The sequence below is a fragment of the Pseudomonas sp. YQ_6 genome (genome assembly GCF_043103245.1).
GTDB classification, from domain to species: domain Bacteria; phylum Pseudomonadota; class Gammaproteobacteria; order Pseudomonadales; family Pseudomonadaceae; genus Aquipseudomonas; species Aquipseudomonas alloputida.
The window spans coordinates 18,254-34,283 of record NZ_JBICJR010000032.1 but is presented as its reverse complement, the minus strand read 5'-3'; the positions used below and the strand labels follow the sequence as shown (position 1 = coordinate 34,283).

Sequence of the window (16,030 nt, the reverse complement as noted above, 5' to 3'; positions counted from 1 at the left end):
CTCTGGGCATGCCCCGACAAGCACTGTGTGATTACCGGCTGGCTTGAGACGCAGCGTCTCAGTGTCTCGGCTAAGCAGGCCCGGCGCTGGCACCCGGCGTCTCTCCACCCTACCCGTGAAAACCTGCCCGAACACGACCAGAGCCCTCTAGCCCGGCTACTTCAGCCATCGCGAAGAAAGCTGGCACCCCGCTTGCTCCTGCCCTTGCAAACAAAAATACGAGGTGCGCCATGCCGCTACCCGCCCCGATTGTCGGGATCATTGCCAACCCTGCCTCTGGCCGCGACCTGCGCCGCCTGACCGCCAATGCCGGGCTCTATTCGAGCACCGACAAGGCCTCGGCTATACAGCGCCTGCTGGCCGCTTTCGGCGCCACCGGCATTGGCCAGGTGTTGCTGCCCATCGACATGACCGGCATCGCTGCCGCCGTGCTCAAGGCCAGCCAGGGCCCGGGGGCCCGTGACCAGCACTGGCCGGCCATCGAAATCCTCGACCTGCCACTGAGCCAGACCGTGGCCGATACCCGCCTGGCTACCCGGCGCATGGTCGAGCGCGGCGTGGCGATGATCGCCGTGCTGGGCGGTGATGGCACCCACAAGGCGGTCGCCGCCGAAGCCGGTGACGTGCCGCTGCTGACCCTGTCCACCGGCACCAACAACGCCTTCCCCGAACTTCGCGAAGCCACCAGCGCGGGCCTGGCCGGTGGCCTGCTTGCCAGTGGCCGGGTACCGGCCAGCATCGGCTTGCGCCGCAACAAACGCTTACTGGTGAACGTGCCTGAACAACAACTGATCGAGTGGGCCTTGGTCGAGGTGGCCGTGTCGCCGCAGCGCTTCATCGGTGCCCGTGCGCTAAGCCGCAGCGAGGACCTCTGCGAAGTCTTCGCCTGCTTCGCCGAGCCCCACGCCATCGGCCTGTCGGCCCTGTGCGGTCTGTGGTGCCCGGTGTCACGGCAAGACCCGCACGGCGCCTGGGTACGCCTGGCCCCCGACGCCGAACAGGCGCTGTTGGCGCCGTTGGCGCCCGGCCTGCTGCAAGCCTGCGGCATCACTGCCTGCGGTCCGCTGACACCCGGCGTCGCCCAGCGCCTGAGCCTCGCCAGCGGCACCCTGGCCCTGGACGGCGAACGCGAAATCGAATTTGCCGAGCATGACACCCCCACCATCACCCTCGACCACCAAGGCCCACTCAGTGTGGACGTCGAGGCCGTGCTGGCGCATGCCGCCCGCCACCACCTGCTGGCCGTCCCGCGCGGCCACCGGCTGCACCCTGCAAACCCGTGTTGAGACAACCCCGGAGAACAACAAGATGTCCAATCAACTCAGTACTGATCAACTGCTGCATGCCTATGAAGTCATGCGGACCATCCGCGCCTTCGAAGAGCGCCTGCATGTGGAGTTCGCCACCGGCGAAATTCCCGGCTTCGTCCACCTGTATGCCGGCGAAGAAGCCTCTGCAGCCGGGGTCATGGCCCACCTGCGCGACAGCGACTGCATTGCCTCGACCCACCGCGGCCATGGCCACTGCATCGCCAAAGGCGTGGACGTGTACGGCATGATGGCCGAGATCTACGGCAAGAAAACCGGCGTGTGCGGCGGCAAGGGCGGCTCGATGCACATTGCCGACCTGGAAAAAGGCATGCTCGGTGCCAACGGTATCGTCGGCGCCGGCGCACCACTGGTGGCCGGGGCGGCGCTGGCGGCCAAGCTCAAGGGCCGCGATGACGTGTCGGTAGCCTTCTTCGGCGATGGGGCATCCAACGAGGGCGCGGTGTTCGAGGCCATGAACATGGCATCGATCATGAACCTGCCCTGCATCTTCGTGGCCGAGAACAACGGCTACGCCGAGGCAACTGCCTCCAACTGGTCCGTAGCCTGCGACCATATTGCCGACCGCGCTGCCGGCTTCGGCATGCCAGGCGTCACCATCGACGGCTTTGACTTCTTTGCCGTATACGAGGCCGCCGGCGCTGCCATCGAGCGCGCCCGTTCCGGGCAAGGGCCGTCGCTGATCGAGGTCAAGCTCAGCCGTTACTACGGCCATTTCGAAGGCGATGCGCAAACCTACCGCGCCCCTGATGAAGTGAAGAACCTGCGCGAATCCCGCGACTGCCTCATGCAATTTCGCAACAAGACCACCCGCGCCGGCCTGCTCACGGCCGAGCAACTGGACGCCATCGACGCCCGCGTCGAGGACCTGATCGAAGACGCCGTACGCCGCGCCAAATCCGATCCCAAGCCACAGCCCGCCGACCTGCTCACCGACGTCTACGTCGCCTACCCGTGAGCCGCGGATTACAAGAACAACAGGAGAACCACCATGGCAAGAAAGATCAGCTACCAGCAGGCCATCAACGAAGCCCTGGCCCAGGAAATGCGTCGCGACAGCACAGTGTTCATCATTGGCGAAGACGTCGCCGGCGGCGCCGGTGCGCCCGGCGAGGATGACGCCTGGGGTGGCGTGTTGGGCGTGACCAAAGGCCTGTATCACCAATTCCCCGGCCGCGTGCTTGACGCGCCGCTGTCGGAAATCGGCTACGTCGGCGCGGCCGTCGGTGCCGCCACCCAGGGCCTGCGCCCGGTGTGCGAACTGATGTTCGTCGACTTCGCCGGCTGCTGCCTGGACCAAATCCTCAACCAGGCCGCCAAGTTCCGCTACATGTTCGGCGGCAAGGCAGTAACCCCGCTGGTGATGCGCACCATGTATGGCGCCGGCCTGCGCGCAGCCGCCCAGCACTCGCAGATGCTCACCTCGCTATGGACGCACATCCCCGGCCTGAAAGTGGTGTGCCCATCCTCGCCTTACGATGCCAAGGGCCTGTTGATCCAGGCGATCCGCGACAACGACCCGGTGATCTTCTGCGAACACAAGTTGCTGTACAGCATGCAGGGCGAGGTGCCGGAAGAGGTGTACACCGTACCGTTCGGCGAAGCCAACTTCTTGCGCGATGGCGACGACGTGACCCTCGTTACCTACGGGCGCATGGTGCATGTGGCGCTGGAGGCCGCCAACAACCTGGCCCGCCAGGGCATCGACTGCGAAGTGCTGGACCTGCGCACTACCAGCCCGCTGGACGAAGACAGCATTCTGGAAAGTGTGGAGAAGACCGGCCGCCTGGTGGTGATCGATGAAGCCAACCCGCGCTGCTCGATGGCCACCGACATCAGCGCGCTGGTGGCGCAGAAGGCTTTTGGCGCACTCAAGGGCCCCATCGAAATGGTCACCGCACCGCATACCCCGGTGCCGTTCTCCGATGCCCTGGAGGACCTGTACATCCCTGATGCGGCGAAGATTGAAGCCGCCGTGCGCAAGGTAATCGAAGCCGCAAGGAGTGCCGCATGAGCCAGATCCATACCCTGACCATGCCCAAGTGGGGCCTGTCGATGACCGAGGGCCGGGTGGACACCTGGCTCAAGCAGGAAGGTGACGAAATCAGCAAGGGCGACGAGGTGCTGGACGTTGAGACCGACAAGATCAGCAGCAGCGTCGAAGCGCCGTTCAGCGGCGTGCTGCGCCGCCAGGTGGCCAAGCCGGATGAAACCCTGCCCGTCGGCGCACTGCTGGCGGTGGTGGTCGAAGGCGAAGCAGAGGAGGCCGAGATCGATGCGGTGGTACAGCGCTTCCAGGCCGAGTTCGTCGCCGAAGGCGGCAGCGACCAGAGCCAGGGGCCGGCCCCACAGAAGGCGGAAGTTGGCGGGCGCCTGCTGCGCTGGTTCGAGCTGGGTGAAGGCGGCACACCGCTGGTGCTGGTGCACGGTTTTGGCGGTGACCTCAACAACTGGCTGTTCAACCACCCGGCGCTGGCTGCCGAGCGGCGGGTCATCGCCCTCGACCTGCCGGGCCACGGCGAGTCGGCCAAGGCCCTGCAGCGGGCCGACCTGGATGAGTTGAGCGAAACCGTGCTCGCCCTGCTCGACCACCTGGACATCGCCAAGGCGCACCTGGCTGGCCATTCCATGGGCGGTGCCGTCAGCCTCAACGTGGCGCGCCTGGCCCCGCAGCGGGTGGCCAGCCTGAGCCTGGTGGCCAGCGCCGGTCTGGGCGAAGCGATCAACGGACAGTACTTGCAAGGTTTCGTTACCGCGGCCAACCGCAATGCACTCAAACCGCAGATGGTGCAGTTGTTTGCCGACCCGGCGCTGGTCACCCGGCAAATGCTGGAAGACATGCTCAAGTTCAAGCGCCTGGAAGGTGTGGACCAGGCCCTGCAGCAGCTGGCAGGGGCGCTCGCCGACGGCGACCGGCAGCGCCACGACTTGCGCGGGGTACTTGGCAATCACCCGGCATTGGTGGTGTGGGGTGGCAGGGATGCGATCATCCCGGCCAGCCACGCCGAGGGCCTGGAAGCCGAAGTACAGGTGCTGCCAGAGGCCGGCCACATGGTGCAGATGGAGGCAGCCGAACAGGTCAACCAGCAACTGCTCGCATTCCTGCGCAAGCACTAAGCCCTTTTCGTGAGCCTGGAGAACAACAATGAATGACCTGAGCCACACCCACATGCGCGCTGCTGTCTGGCATGGCCGCAATGATATACGTGTCGAACAGGTACCCTTGCCGGCCGACCCTGCGCCGGGCTGGGTGCAGATCAAGGTGGACTGGTGCGGCATCTGCGGCTCCGACCTGCACGAATATGTTGCCGGCCCGGTGTTCATCCCGGTAGAGGCCCCGCACCCGCTGACCGGCATTCAGGGCCAGTGCATCCTCGGCCACGAATTCTGCGGCCACATCGCCAAGCTTGGCGAAGGCGTGGAAGGCTATGCCGTAGGCGACCCGGTGGCGGCAGACGCCTGCCAGCATTGCGGTACCTGCTATTACTGCACCCATGGCCTGTACAACATCTGCGAACGCCTGGCGTTCACCGGCCTGATGAACAACGGTGCCTTCGCCGAGCTGGTCAACGTGCCCGCCAACCTGCTCTACCGGCTGCCGCAGGGCTTCCCTGCCGAAGCCGGAGCACTGATCGAACCGCTGGCGGTGGGTATGCACGCGGTGAAAAAGGCCGGCAGCCTGCTTGGGCAAACCGTTGTAGTGGTGGGAGCCGGCACCATCGGCCTTTGCACCATCATGTGTGCCAAAGCCGCGGGCGCAGCGCAGGTTATCGCCCTGGAAATGTCCTCAGCACGCAAAGCCAAGGCCAAAGAAGTAGGCGCCAACGTGGTGCTGGACCCCAGCCAGTGCGATGCCCTGGCGGAAATCCGCGCACTGACTGCAGGGCTGGGCGCCGATGTGAGTTTTGAGTGCATCGGCAATAAACATACGGCCAAGCTGGCCATCGACACCATCCGCAAGGCGGGCAAATGCGTGCTGGTGGGTATTTTCGAAGAGCCCAGCGAGTTCAACTTCTTCGAGCTGGTGTCCACCGAGAAACAGGTGCTGGGGGCGTTGGCGTACAACGGCGAGTTTGCCGACGTGATTGCCTTCATTGCTGATGGTCGGCTGGATATTCGCCCGCTGGTAACCGGCCGGATCGGGTTGGAACAGATTGTCGAGCTGGGCTTCGAGGAACTGGTGAACAACAAAGAGGAGAACGTGAAGATCATCGTTTCACCAGGTGTGCGCTGATTGCACCTTGAAGGCAACGTGGCACCTGTGGGAGCGGGTGGGCCTGCGAACAATGCAACACCGTGGCGGGCACCGGCTTTGCCGGTGTTCGCGGCTGAAGCCGCTCCTACAGGGCAAGGTTCCAAGGCCTTGCGCTGACACAGGGGCTCGCTGTCTCAGGATCCCATTCTGCGTCATACTCGGCAGACCTATTGCCCGGTCCTCGCCATGCGTCCATTGCTCCCCATTACCCTGGTCCTGCTGCTCGCCGCCTGTGGCGATGGCGAATCGCTGCTCCCGCCGGACGCACGGCTGCCTGACGGCGGGCGTTACCGGGGGCAGGTGGTCGATGGCCTGCTGCAAGGTGAGGGCCGGATCGACTACCCCAATGGCAGCTGGTACGCCGGCAGCTTCAAGGACGGCCAGTGGCACGGCCAGGGCGAATGGCATGGCCAGAACGGCGAGGTCTACCGCGGCCAGTTCGCCGAGGGGCTGTTTCAGGGCTTGGGCGAGCTGACAACCCCGGGCAGCCACTATAGCGGCACCTTCCGCCACGGCCGCCGCGACGGCGAGGGCACCCTCAAGCAAGCCGACCAGACATACCGCGGCCAGTTCAAGGACGACCTGTACGACGGCGCAGGCCAACTGGAGCTGGCCGACGGCAGTCGCTACCAAGGCCTGTTCGCCAAGGGCAAGCCCAACGGCGCCGGGGTGCGCAGCGATGCCAGCGGCAACCAGTTCAGCGGCCACTTCGTCAACGGCCAGCTACAAGGCGCCGGCACCTACGACAGCGTTGATGGCGAGCAGTACATCGGCGAATTCAAGGACAACCGCCTGGAGGGCCGAGGCCGCTACGAAAATGCCGATGGCGACGTGTGGATCGGTGAATTCAAGGACGGTTCGCTGATCGGCGAAGGCGAGTTGCTGGGCAGCGATGGCAGCCACTACAGGGGTGAGTTCGCCGACTGGCGTCTGTCGGGCCAGGGCAGCCTGCAACTGGCCGACGGCAGCAAGTATATCGGCGGTTTCCTGAACGATGCCTACCATGGCCATGGGCGGCTGATTCTGCCCAGTGGCAAGGTCGAAAGCGGAACATGGGCCAACGGCGTGCGCGTGCGCGACCAGAATGGCAAGCTGCTACCAGACCCACTGGACCTGGCTTTGCTCAACCAGGGCCGGCTGCTGGACGAGGCGCTGGCTCGGGTACCTCGCTCGGCGCCACCGATCCAGCTGTATAGCCTGGTCGTGGCCGGCGATGGCCAGCAAAGCGTATTCCTGCGCGAAGCCGACTACGTCAGCAACATGCTAAAGGTGCGCTTTGGCGCCCGTGGCCAAGTGACCCTGGTCAACCACCGCGACCACATGGCCACACGCCCCATGGCCACCCGCGAAAACCTCTCCCGCGCTGCCGCCACCCTGGCAGAGCGCAGCGGCCCCGAAGACCTGGTGTTCATCTACCTCACCAGCCATGGCAGCCAGGACCACCAGCTGGTGCTCGACCAGCCCCGTCTGCAATTGGCCGACCTGGCCGCTGACGAGCTGGCAACAGCCTTGGCGCCGCTGAAGGATCGCGACAAGGTAATCGTCATCTCCGCCTGCTATTCAGGGGGCTATATCGCTCCCCTCAAAGACGAGCGCACGGTCATCATGACCGCTGCCCGGGCCGACCGCGTCTCCTTCGGTTGCTCGGAGGAAGCCGACTTCACCTACTTTGGCGATGCCCTGTTCGCTGAAGCGCTGAACCAGACCGACGACCTGAAACAGGCGTTTGAACTGGCACGTGCCAGCGTTGCCGAAAGAGAACAAAGGGAAGGCTTCGAGGCCTCCGAGCCGCAGCTGTGGGCACCGCCGGCCGTGCTTGAGCACTGGCATCGCCTGCGCCAGCAACAAGCCGAAGAAGCGTTGCGTAACGCCACACAGGCCAACGTGAGGGAACAGGCAAAAATGCCCGGCACTCACTAGACTTGTGTGTAACAAGGGAGAGACATCATGTACTTGACGCCTCAGCATGTCCTGCTTGCCGGAGCCACCGGTCTGACCGGTGAACACCTGCTAGACCGCCTGCTCAACGAGCCCACCATCACCCGTGTCCTGGCGCCTACACGCCGACCATTGGCCGAGCACCCGCACCTGGAAAACCCGGTGGGCGACCCGGCAGTATTCCTTCCGCAACTGGCCGGGCGGGTCGACATCGCGTACTGCTGCCTGGGCACCACGCTGAAGCAGGCGGGTTCCGAATCGGCTTTCCGCGCAGTGGATCTGGACATGGTGGTCGCCTTCAGCAAGCGTGCCCGGGAAATGGGCGCACGGCATCTGCTGGTGGTCAGTGCAGTGGGCGCCGACCCTAAGTCGTCAATTTTCTATAACCGGGTCAAGGGCGAGATGGAAGAAGCGCTCAAGGCTCAGGACTGGCCACAGTTGACCATCGTGCGGCCCTCGTTCCTGCTGGGCGAGCGACTGGAGCCACGGCTGACTGAACAGCTAGTTGCGCCGTTTTCCCGGTTCATACCCGGGAAATACCGGGGAATCGAGGCTTGTACCCTGGCCCGTGCCCTGTGGCGGCTGGCGCTGGAGGAAGAAGACGGCGTGCGGGTCGTCGAGTCGGATGAATTGCGCAGGTTGGGCAGGATCTAGGCTTCGCCTGTGCCCGCAAAGGCCATCACAGGCCGCCGCTAGCCTGGAAGCCTATGCCGGCCGCTGTCAGCAAAGACAACGGCAGCAGCAGGGTATCGAGCAGCATGCTGCCGGGCAGATCCAGGCGCGGATACGCCGGAGCGTCCGCCCCGTAATGATCCCGCGGGCAACACCCGCCATTGATCACATACAAATCCAGACGGGTACCGGCATACACCACCGGTGCGCCGGGCTTGTTGGCATTCAGCGTGCGCACCGTGGCGCACCCACCCAGCATCACCAGCGCCAGCAACCCCGCCAGTGCTCGCTTCAATCATCCACCCCGAAGTGGTGCTCGCCCCAACGCGGCAACATATCCTGGGGGATGTTCAGCAGGTTGAGGATACGCGCCACGACAAAGTCGACCAGGTCGTCGATGGTCTGCGGCTGGTGATAGAACCCCGGAGCCGCCGGCAAGATCACCGCGCCCATTTGCGACAGCTTGAGCATGTTTTCCAGGTGGATGGTGGAGAATGGCGCTTCGCGTGGCACCAGGATCAGTTGACGACGCTCCTTGAGGGTGACGTCGGCAGCACGCTCGATCAGGTTGTTGCAGGCGCCAGTGGCGATGGCCGACAAAGTACCAGTGGAACAGGGGACCACCACCATTGCCGCCGGGGCGCCAGAACCCGAGGCTACCGGCGACATCCAGTCTTCCTTGCCATACACACGGATCTGCCCATCGGCCGCGCCGGTGTATTCAGTCAGGAAGGCCTGCATCGCCTGGGGCTTGGCCGGCAACACAACATCCGTCTCGGTGGCCATCACTAACTGTGCGGCCTTGGAGATCAGGAAGTGCACCTCGCGGTCTTCGCGTACCAGGCAATCGAGCAGGCGAAGGCCATACTGGGCACCCGAGGCGCCCGTCATGGCCAGGGTAATGCGTTCCGGCCCGTTCACTTCAGCGCCTCGGCCAACTTGCCGTGCAGGCCGCCGAAGCCGCCGTTGCTCATGATCACCACATGGGTGCCTGGGCGAGCCTGGCCTTTGATCCGCTCGATGATCGCTTCGAGGCTGTCAGCCACCACGCTTGGTACCTTGCACTGCGCAGCAGTGCCGGCCAGGTCCCAGCCGAGGTTGGCCGGCGCATACCAGATCACCTGGTCGGCGTCGTTGACGCTTTCTGGCAGGCCGTCACGATGGGCACCGAGTTTCATCGAGTTGGAGCGTGGCTCGATCACCGCGATCACAGGCGCCTCCCCCACCCGCTTGCGCAGGCCGTCGAGCGTGGTGGCAATGGCGGTCGGATGGTGGGCGAAGTCATCGTAAATGGTCACACCTTGTACTTCGGCAACCTTCTCCATGCGCCGCTTGACGCTCTTGAACGCACTCAGGCCCTCGATACCCATGGCGGGCACCACGCCTACATGACGCGCTGCTGCCAGGGTAGCCAAGGCATTGGCGACGTTGTGCTGGCCGGTCAGCGCCCAATCCACCACACCCTGCACTTCGCCCTCGAACAGTACTTCAAAGCGCGAGCCATCGGGGCTGAGCAGGCGGGCTTGCCACTGGCCGCCCTCACCGGTGGTTTGCACAGGTGTCCAGCAGCCCATGCCGATCACACGCTCCAGCGCTTGCTCGGTGGTCGGGTGGATGACCAGGCCTTCGCCGGGGATAGTCCGCACCAGGTGATGGAACTGCCGCTCGATCGAGGCCAAGTCCGGAAAGATGTCCGCGTGATCGAACTCAAGGTTGTTGAGGATCGCGGTACGCGGGTGATAGTGGACGAACTTCGAGCGCTTGTCGAAGAAGGCGCTGTCGTACTCGTCGGCTTCCACCACAAAGAACGGCGTATCGCCCAAGCGGGCCGACACCGAGAAGTTCTGCGGCACGCCACCAATCAGGAAGCCCGGGCTCATGCCGGCGTGCTCCAGCACCCAGGCCAGCATGCTGCTGGTGGTGGTCTTGCCGTGAGTACCGGCAACGGCCAGCACCCAGCGGCCTTGCAGCACGTGGTCGGCCAGCCACTGCGGGCCGGAGACGTAGGGCAGGCCCTTGTTCAGCACGTATTCAACCGCTGGGTTGCCGCGCGACATGGCGTTGCCGATGACCACCAGGTCCGGCGCCGGATCCAGCTGGGCCGGGTCATAGCCTTGGGTCAGTTCGATACCCTGGGCTTCGAGCTGGGTGCTCATCGGGGGATAGACGTTGGCGTCGGAGCCGGTGACGCGGTGGCCAAGTTCCTTGGCCAGCACCGCCAGCGAACCCATGAAAGTGCCGCAAATACCGAGAATGTGAATATGCATGGTCGACCTCGCAAAACATCGAGGCAGGGTAGCCCAGGGCGCGACAAATCGCACCCGCTGTTTCGCTCAGTCGCCTCTGGTAATGCCGTGTTTGCGCAGTTTTCGATACAAGGTATTGCGGCTGATGCCCAAGTGCTCGGCGACGCGGGTGAGATGCCAGTGTTTTGCCTCCAGGACCTCCTTCAGCGCTTGCCGCTCCGCGTCGAGCAGAACCTCGGTCCCTACAGACTCACCCTCAATCTCTGCGGCACCGCCGGACCTGTGGGAGCGGGCTTGCCCGCGAACGAGGGCAACGCCCTCGCCCTCTATTGCCTGGTCGGACATCGTGGGCTCGCCCGCCCCCACAGGAGGTGGGCTGGTGCGGATGACGGCGGGGAGGTCCGCAAAGGTAATGCGGGCATCTTCGCAAAGCGCCACCAGGGTACGCAGCACATTGCGCATCTGCCGCACGTTCCCTGGCCAGTTAAATGCGAGCAGCGCCTGCCGCGCCCTGGGCTCGATGTCTATCCATTGCCCCTGCGTCTCCTGACGTAGCAGAAAGTCCAGCAACTGCGCCTTGTCACTGCGTTCGCGTACCGCCGGCAGCGCGACCTCCAGGCCATTGAGGCGGTAATACAGGTCCTCGCGGAAACTGCCCTGTTCAACCCGTTCCAGCAGGTCACGGTGCGTAGCACTGACGATGCGCACGTCCACCGCCTGTGGCTCTCCCCCGATCGGCACCACCTGGCGCTCCTCCAGCACCCGCAGCAGTCGGGTTTGCAGGGCAAGCGGCATATCGCCGATCTCGTCCAGCAGCAAGGTGCCGCCATCGGCCTGCAACAGCTTGCCACGCATACCCTCCTTGCGCGCGCCGGTAAAACTGCCGCCGCGGTACCCGAACAGCTCACTCTCGATCAGGCTTTCCGGGATAGACGCGCAGTTGATGGCGACGAACGGCTTGCCGCGCCGCTCACTGGCCTGATGCACAGCCTGGGCGAAGGCCTCCTTGCCACAGCCAGTCTCGCCGCGCAGCAGCAATGGCACATTGCGCTCGAACACCCGCACGCTGCGGCGAAAATCATTTTGCAACGCAGGGTCAAGCAGACAGACCAGCGGCTCCACTTCACCTGCGGGCCGCGGGTGGGCGGCCGGCACCGACCACACCGGCGCCCGGGCCTGCCCCCGCAGGCTAGCGAACACCTGGCGACCGTCCAGGGTACGCAGCGGCCAGACGGCACTGCCGCCGGGCGTGGCACGGCTGAACATTTCGTCATGGCTGCACGCGAAAAAGCACTCCAACGGTTTGCCCAGCACGCCGCCCCGTACCGTGCCCAGCAGGTTCAGTGCGCTTTGGTTGGCAGCGCAAATGCGCCCATCGCCGTCGAACGCCAGCAAACCTTCGCTGAACAGGCCGACCGACTCGGCTTGCAGGTGAAAACGCAATAACCATTGCTGCTCGAAATGGCGCAGGAAATAGCAGCTTTCGATCATCTTCGCCGAAAGGTTGACCAACGCCATGGTGTGGAACTGGCTTTGCCGCGATACATCGGGGCGCGCAGAGGACACGTCGAGTACCGCCAGCAGGTCGCCATGCGGGTCGAACACCGGGCTGGCCGAGCAGGTCAGCCCGGTGTGACGGCCACGGAAGTGCTCGTTCTGATGGATGGTCAGCGCCTGGCGCTCGACCAGGCAGGTGCCGATGCCATTGGTGCCCTCGCGCGCCTCGCTCCAGTCAGCGCCCAACCACAGCCCGGCACGCTCGAAGCTACGCCGCTCGGCGGGGGCACTGACGCAGTTGAGGATCACCCCGCGGGCGTCGGTCAGCAGCACCGCGTGGCCTGCGCCGGAAAGCTGCTGGTGCAGGCTGTTCATTTCATGGTCGGCAATTTGCAGCACCTGATGCAGGCGCTCGCGGCTTTCCAGCAGGCGCCCATGCTCAAGCACCACCGGCGCTTCGATCACCGCCGGGTCGAGGTGGTAATCCTCCAGGCAGCGCAGCCAGGAGCGGGCGATGGACGGGTCACTGCCGCCCTCCCCGGCCCCACCATGGGCAACGCTATGAACCTGCCGGGCATGGCGCGTGAAGTGATTGCTCTGCATTGTTGTAATTCTCCGCAGATAGAGCGTCAGCCCAGCATCCTCCACCCGGGTAGGCTTTGCAATGCACACGCCTGCGATGTGTCGCAAACGGCACAAAATGTCACCCCAGGCGTACCGACACCGGTACAGCGGCCCTTGATCAGCCCCGTAAAAATGACCCAAGTCATTGATTTGCCTGGCGTGGCCAACACTGGCCCAACCCTTGCTCTATGCTTTTCAACTCCCTAAAAAACACAATACCAAGGAGACACACCATGCGTTATGCACATCCCGGAACCGAAGGCGCGAAGGTTTCCTTCAAGAGCCGCTACGGCAACTACATCGGTGGTGAGTTCGTTACTCCGGTAAAGGGGCAGTACTTCGAAAATACCTCCCCGGTGAATGGCAAGCTGATCGCTGAATTCCCCCGCTCTACTGCCGAAGACATCGAGAAGGCCCTGGATGCCGCCCATGCTGCGGCCGACGCCTGGGGCCGCACTTCAGTGCAGGATCGCTCCAACGTTCTGCTGAAGATCGCCGACCGCATCGAGCAGAACCTCGAACTGCTGGCCATTACCGAAACCTGGGACAACGGCAAGCCGATCCGCGAAACCCTCAACGCCGACATTCCGCTGGCCGTCGACCACTTCCGCTATTTCGCTGGCTGCATCCGCGCCCAGGAAGGCGGCGCTGCCGAAATCAATGAAGGCACCGTGGCCTACCACATCCACGAGCCACTGGGCGTGGTCGGGCAGATCATCCCCTGGAACTTCCCGATCCTGATGGCTGCCTGGAAGCTTGCCCCGGCACTGGCCGCTGGTAACTGCGTGGTGCTGAAACCAGCCGAACAGACGCCGCTGGGCATCACCGTGCTGCTCGAAGTCATTGGCGACCTGCTGCCACCTGGCGTGCTCAACGTAGTGCAAGGCTATGGCCGCGAAGCCGGTGAAGCCCTGGCCACCAGCAAACGCATCGCCAAGATCGCCTTCACCGGCTCTACCCCGGTGGGCTCGCACATCATGAAATGCGCCGCCGAGAACATCATCCCGTCCACCGTCGAACTGGGTGGCAAGTCGCCGAACGTGTACTTCGAAGACATCATGCAGGCCGAGCCAAGCTTCATCGAGAAGGCAGCAGAAGGCATGGTGCTGGCATTCTTCAACCAGGGCGAAGTGTGCACCTGCCCGTCGCGTGCCCTGGTGCAAGAGTCGATCTATCCGCAGTTCATGGAAGTGGTGATGAAGAAGGTGCTGCAGATCAAGCGCGGCGACCCGCTGGACACCGACACCATGGTCGGCGCCCAGGCCTCGCAGCAGCAGTTCGAAAAAATCCTCTCGTACCTGCAGATCGCCCAGGAAGAAGGCGCCGAGCTGCTCACCGGCGGCAAGGTCGAGAAGCTGGAAGGTGCGCTGGCTACCGGTTACTACATCCAGCCGACCCTGCTCAAGGGCAACAACAAGATGCGCGTGTTCCAGGAAGAAATCTTCGGCCCGGTGGTCAGCGTCACCACCTTCAAGGACGAAGCCGAAGCACTGGCGATTGCCAACGACACCGAGTTCGGCCTGGGCGCCGGCGTGTGGACCCGCGACATCAACCGTGCCTACCGCATGGGCCGCGGCATCAAGGCTGGCCGTGTGTGGACCAACTGCTACCACCTGTACCCGGCGCATGCCGCGTTCGGCGGGTACAAGAAGTCGGGGGTTGGGCGTGAAACACACAAGATGATGCTGGATCACTATCAGCAGACCAAGAACCTGCTGGTGAGCTACGACATCAATCCGCTGGGCTTCTTCTAGACCGCGTCGCCTTCTTCGCGGGTAAACCCGCTCCTACAGGTCCTGCGCTGGTCTTGAATCTTGCGCAATCCCTGTAGGAGCGGGTTCACCCGCAAAGAGGCCAGGCCGGCATAACCTAAACCCAGGGCGGCAACCGTGCACCAACCGCTCTGGCTCGCTTCCTGCAGTACCCATCACCATCGGCCCGGAACCCTCCCGGCCACCAAGAAAAACAACAGGTGAATCTATGCCAAGCGAACATTCCGCCGGATCGCCGGCAGGCTCTTCCGTCGACTTCGAGAAAGTCGGCTCTGACTATTTCCAGCAACGTGAACTGAAAAAAGGCGCCGCCGGCTGGGTACTGCTGGTCGGCCTGGGCGTGGCGTACGTCATTTCCGGCGATTACGCCGGCTGGAACTTCGGCCTGGCGCAAGGCGGCTGGGGCGGCATGTTCCTGGCCACCTTGCTGATGGCAACCATGTACCTGTGCATGTGCTTCTCGCTGGCCGAACTGTCGTCGATGATCCCCACCGCTGGCGGTGGCTATGGCTTTGCCCGCAGTGCCTTCGGCCCGTGGGGCGGCTTTTTGACCGGCACGGCGATCCTTATCGAATACGCCATCGCCCCTGCCGCCATCGCGGTGTTCATCGGCGCCTACTGCCAATCGCTGTTCGGTATCGGCGGCTGGATGATCTACCTGGCGTTCTACATCGTGTTCATCGGCATCCACATTTTCGGCGTGGGTGAGGCACTGAAGCTGATGTTCATCATCACCGCCATCGCCGCCATTGCACTCGCCGTATTCCTGATAGGCATGGTGCCCCATTTTGATGCAGCCAACCTGTTCGACATCGCCAAAACGGACGCCGTCGGCGCCAGCAGCTTCCTGCCGTTCGGCTATGTCGGCGTGTGGGCAGCCATCCCCTACGCCATCTGGTTCTTCCTTGCTGTCGAGGGCGTGCCGCTGGCCGCAGAAGAAACCAAGAACCCCAAGCGTGACCTGCCACGCGGCCTGATCGGCGCCATGCTGGTACTGCTGGCCTTCGCCTTGCTGATCCTGGTGGTCGGCCCGGGCGGCGCAGGCTCCGAGGCGCTGAAGGCCTCCGGTAACCCGCTGGTCGAAGCCCTGTCGAAGGCCTACGGCGGCTCAACCTGGATGGGCGGCTTCGTCAACCTGGTCGGTCTGGCCGGGCTGATCGCCAGCTTCTTCTCGATCATCTATGCCTATTCACGGCAGATCTTCGCCCTGTCCCGCGCCGGTTACCTGCCGCGCAAACTGTCGGAAACCAACAAGAGCAAGGCCCCGGTAATGGCCTTGGTCATCCCGGGCATCATCGGTTTTGCCCTGTCGCTGACAGGCCAGGGTGACTTGCTGATCCTGGTGGCAGTGTTTGGCGCTACCCTGTCTTACGTGCTGATGATGGCTGCGCACATCACCCTGCGCATCCGCCGGCCAAAGATGGAACGCCCCTACCGCACCCCGGGTGGCATCTTTACTTCCGGCCTGGCGCTGGTGCTGGCGTGTATCGCCGTGGTCGCCGGATTCCTGGTTGACCCGCGGGTAGTCATTGGCGCTGCAGTGATCTATGCGGTATTAATTGCCTACTTTGCTTTCTACAGCCGCCACCACCTGGTCGCGGGCACACCGGAAGAGGAATTCGCCGCGATCCAGAAGGCCGAAGAGGCCCTGCACTGATCGCCGCCACCCGCCGCGGGGCAACCCGCGGCTCTGGAGAT

At 63.9% G+C, this 16,030-nt stretch carries 13 protein-coding genes; 9 read left to right on the top strand and 4 right to left on the bottom strand.

Annotated elements, in window-relative coordinates; genetic code table 11:
• Nucleotides 1-230: 230 nt before the first annotated feature.
• From ACF8FG_RS10410 to ACF8FG_RS10380, 7 genes are all read left to right on the top strand, one after another.
• Nucleotides 231-1,286, top strand: coding sequence for an ATP-NAD kinase family protein (locus ACF8FG_RS10410; protein ID WP_014589544.1), 1,056 nt, complete (start codon nucleotides 231-233; stop codon nucleotides 1,284-1,286).
• A gap of 22 nt (nucleotides 1,287-1,308) precedes the next feature.
• Nucleotides 1,309-2,286: a thiamine pyrophosphate-dependent dehydrogenase E1 component subunit alpha gene (locus tag ACF8FG_RS10405; protein ID WP_003255338.1), complete on the top strand. Its 978-nt coding sequence runs from the start codon at nucleotides 1,309-1,311 to the stop codon at nucleotides 2,284-2,286.
• 33 nt (nucleotides 2,287-2,319) lie between these two features.
• Nucleotides 2,320-3,342, top strand: a complete 1,023-nt coding sequence (locus ACF8FG_RS10400; protein ID WP_010951829.1) for an alpha-ketoacid dehydrogenase subunit beta — start codon at nucleotides 2,320-2,322, stop codon at nucleotides 3,340-3,342.
• Nucleotides 3,339-4,445 carry an acetoin dehydrogenase dihydrolipoyllysine-residue acetyltransferase subunit gene (locus ACF8FG_RS10395; protein WP_318077474.1) on the top strand — a complete coding sequence of 369 codons (1,107 nt, stop codon included), beginning with the start codon at nucleotides 3,339-3,341 and terminating at the stop codon, nucleotides 4,443-4,445. The genes ACF8FG_RS10400 and ACF8FG_RS10395 overlap by 4 nt, the downstream gene beginning before the upstream one ends.
• Nucleotides 4,446-4,497: 52 nt before the next feature.
• Nucleotides 4,498-5,562 carry a 2,3-butanediol dehydrogenase gene (locus tag ACF8FG_RS10390; RefSeq protein ID WP_223279163.1) on the top strand — a complete coding sequence of 355 codons (1,065 nt, stop codon included), beginning with the start codon at nucleotides 4,498-4,500 and terminating at the stop codon, nucleotides 5,560-5,562.
• A gap of 207 nt (nucleotides 5,563-5,769) precedes the next feature.
• The gene (locus ACF8FG_RS10385; RefSeq protein ID WP_014589541.1) at nucleotides 5,770-7,503 is read left to right on the top strand and encodes a C13 family peptidase; all 1,734 of its coding nucleotides are present in this window, start codon (nucleotides 5,770-5,772) and stop codon (nucleotides 7,501-7,503) included.
• A 27-nt stretch (nucleotides 7,504-7,530) separates the two neighbouring features.
• Nucleotides 7,531-8,175, top strand: a complete 645-nt coding sequence (locus tag ACF8FG_RS10380) for an oxidoreductase (RefSeq protein WP_014589540.1) — start codon at nucleotides 7,531-7,533, stop codon at nucleotides 8,173-8,175.
• Nucleotides 8,176-8,200: 25 nt separating this feature from the next.
• On the opposite strand, the gene ACF8FG_RS10375 is transcribed toward ACF8FG_RS10380, so the two are convergent.
• The 4 genes from ACF8FG_RS10375 to ACF8FG_RS10360 form a co-directional block, all read right to left on the bottom strand.
• Nucleotides 8,201-8,488 carry a YceK/YidQ family lipoprotein gene (locus ACF8FG_RS10375; RefSeq protein WP_318077477.1) on the bottom strand — a complete coding sequence of 96 codons (288 nt, stop codon included), beginning with the start codon at nucleotides 8,486-8,488 and terminating at the stop codon, nucleotides 8,201-8,203.
• Nucleotides 8,485-9,114 (bottom strand): flavin prenyltransferase UbiX, encoded by a 630-nt coding sequence (ubiX, locus tag ACF8FG_RS10370; RefSeq protein WP_003255348.1) that lies wholly within the window; start codon nucleotides 9,112-9,114, stop codon nucleotides 8,485-8,487. The genes ACF8FG_RS10375 and ubiX overlap by 4 nt, the downstream gene beginning before the upstream one ends.
• A complete protein-coding gene (gene mpl, locus ACF8FG_RS10365) occupies nucleotides 9,111-10,460 on the bottom strand; it encodes a UDP-N-acetylmuramate:L-alanyl-gamma-D-glutamyl-meso-diaminopimelate ligase (protein ID WP_014589539.1) in 1,350 nt (449 codons plus the stop codon). The genes ubiX and mpl overlap by 4 nt, the downstream gene beginning before the upstream one ends.
• Nucleotides 10,461-10,526: 66 nt before the next feature.
• Complete coding sequence (locus ACF8FG_RS10360; RefSeq protein WP_053868080.1) at nucleotides 10,527-12,539, bottom strand: sigma-54-dependent Fis family transcriptional regulator; 2,013 nt, start codon at nucleotides 12,537-12,539, stop codon at nucleotides 10,527-10,529.
• Nucleotides 12,540-12,793: 254 nt separating this feature from the next.
• Between ACF8FG_RS10360 and ACF8FG_RS10355 the strand changes: the two genes are divergently transcribed.
• Together ACF8FG_RS10355 and eat are read left to right on the top strand one after the other, a co-directional pair.
• Nucleotides 12,794-14,314 carry an aldehyde dehydrogenase family protein gene (locus ACF8FG_RS10355; RefSeq protein ID WP_014589537.1) on the top strand — a complete coding sequence of 507 codons (1,521 nt, stop codon included), beginning with the start codon at nucleotides 12,794-12,796 and terminating at the stop codon, nucleotides 14,312-14,314.
• Nucleotides 14,315-14,540: 226 nt separating this feature from the next.
• Complete coding sequence (eat, locus tag ACF8FG_RS10350) at nucleotides 14,541-15,989, top strand: ethanolamine permease (RefSeq protein ID WP_014589536.1); 1,449 nt, start codon at nucleotides 14,541-14,543, stop codon at nucleotides 15,987-15,989.
• Nucleotides 15,990-16,030 lie beyond the last annotated feature (41 nt).

Excerpts from the sequence above, each read along its gene's own strand:
- ACF8FG_RS10410 (WP_014589544.1), top strand. The coding sequence starts at position 231 with ATGCCGCTACCCGCCCCGATTGTCGGGATCATTGCCAACCCTGCCTCT.
- ACF8FG_RS10405 (WP_003255338.1), top strand. The coding sequence starts at position 1,309 with ATGTCCAATCAACTCAGTACTGATCAACTGCTGCATGCCTATGAAGTC.
- ACF8FG_RS10400 (WP_010951829.1), top strand. The coding sequence starts at position 2,320 with ATGGCAAGAAAGATCAGCTACCAGCAGGCCATCAACGAAGCCCTGGCC.
- ACF8FG_RS10395 (WP_318077474.1), top strand. The coding sequence starts at position 3,339 with ATGAGCCAGATCCATACCCTGACCATGCCCAAGTGGGGCCTGTCGATG.
- ACF8FG_RS10390 (WP_223279163.1), top strand. The coding sequence starts at position 4,498 with ATGCGCGCTGCTGTCTGGCATGGCCGCAATGATATACGTGTCGAACAG.
- ACF8FG_RS10385 (WP_014589541.1), top strand. The coding sequence starts at position 5,770 with ATGCGTCCATTGCTCCCCATTACCCTGGTCCTGCTGCTCGCCGCCTGT.
- ACF8FG_RS10380 (WP_014589540.1), top strand. The coding sequence starts at position 7,531 with ATGTACTTGACGCCTCAGCATGTCCTGCTTGCCGGAGCCACCGGTCTG.
- mpl (WP_014589539.1), bottom strand. The coding sequence starts at position 10,460 with ATGCATATTCACATTCTCGGTATTTGCGGCACTTTCATGGGTTCGCTG.
- ACF8FG_RS10360 (WP_053868080.1), bottom strand. The coding sequence starts at position 12,539 with ATGCAGAGCAATCACTTCACGCGCCATGCCCGGCAGGTTCATAGCGTT.
- ACF8FG_RS10355 (WP_014589537.1), top strand. The coding sequence starts at position 12,794 with ATGCGTTATGCACATCCCGGAACCGAAGGCGCGAAGGTTTCCTTCAAG.
- eat (WP_014589536.1), top strand. The coding sequence starts at position 14,541 with ATGCCAAGCGAACATTCCGCCGGATCGCCGGCAGGCTCTTCCGTCGAC.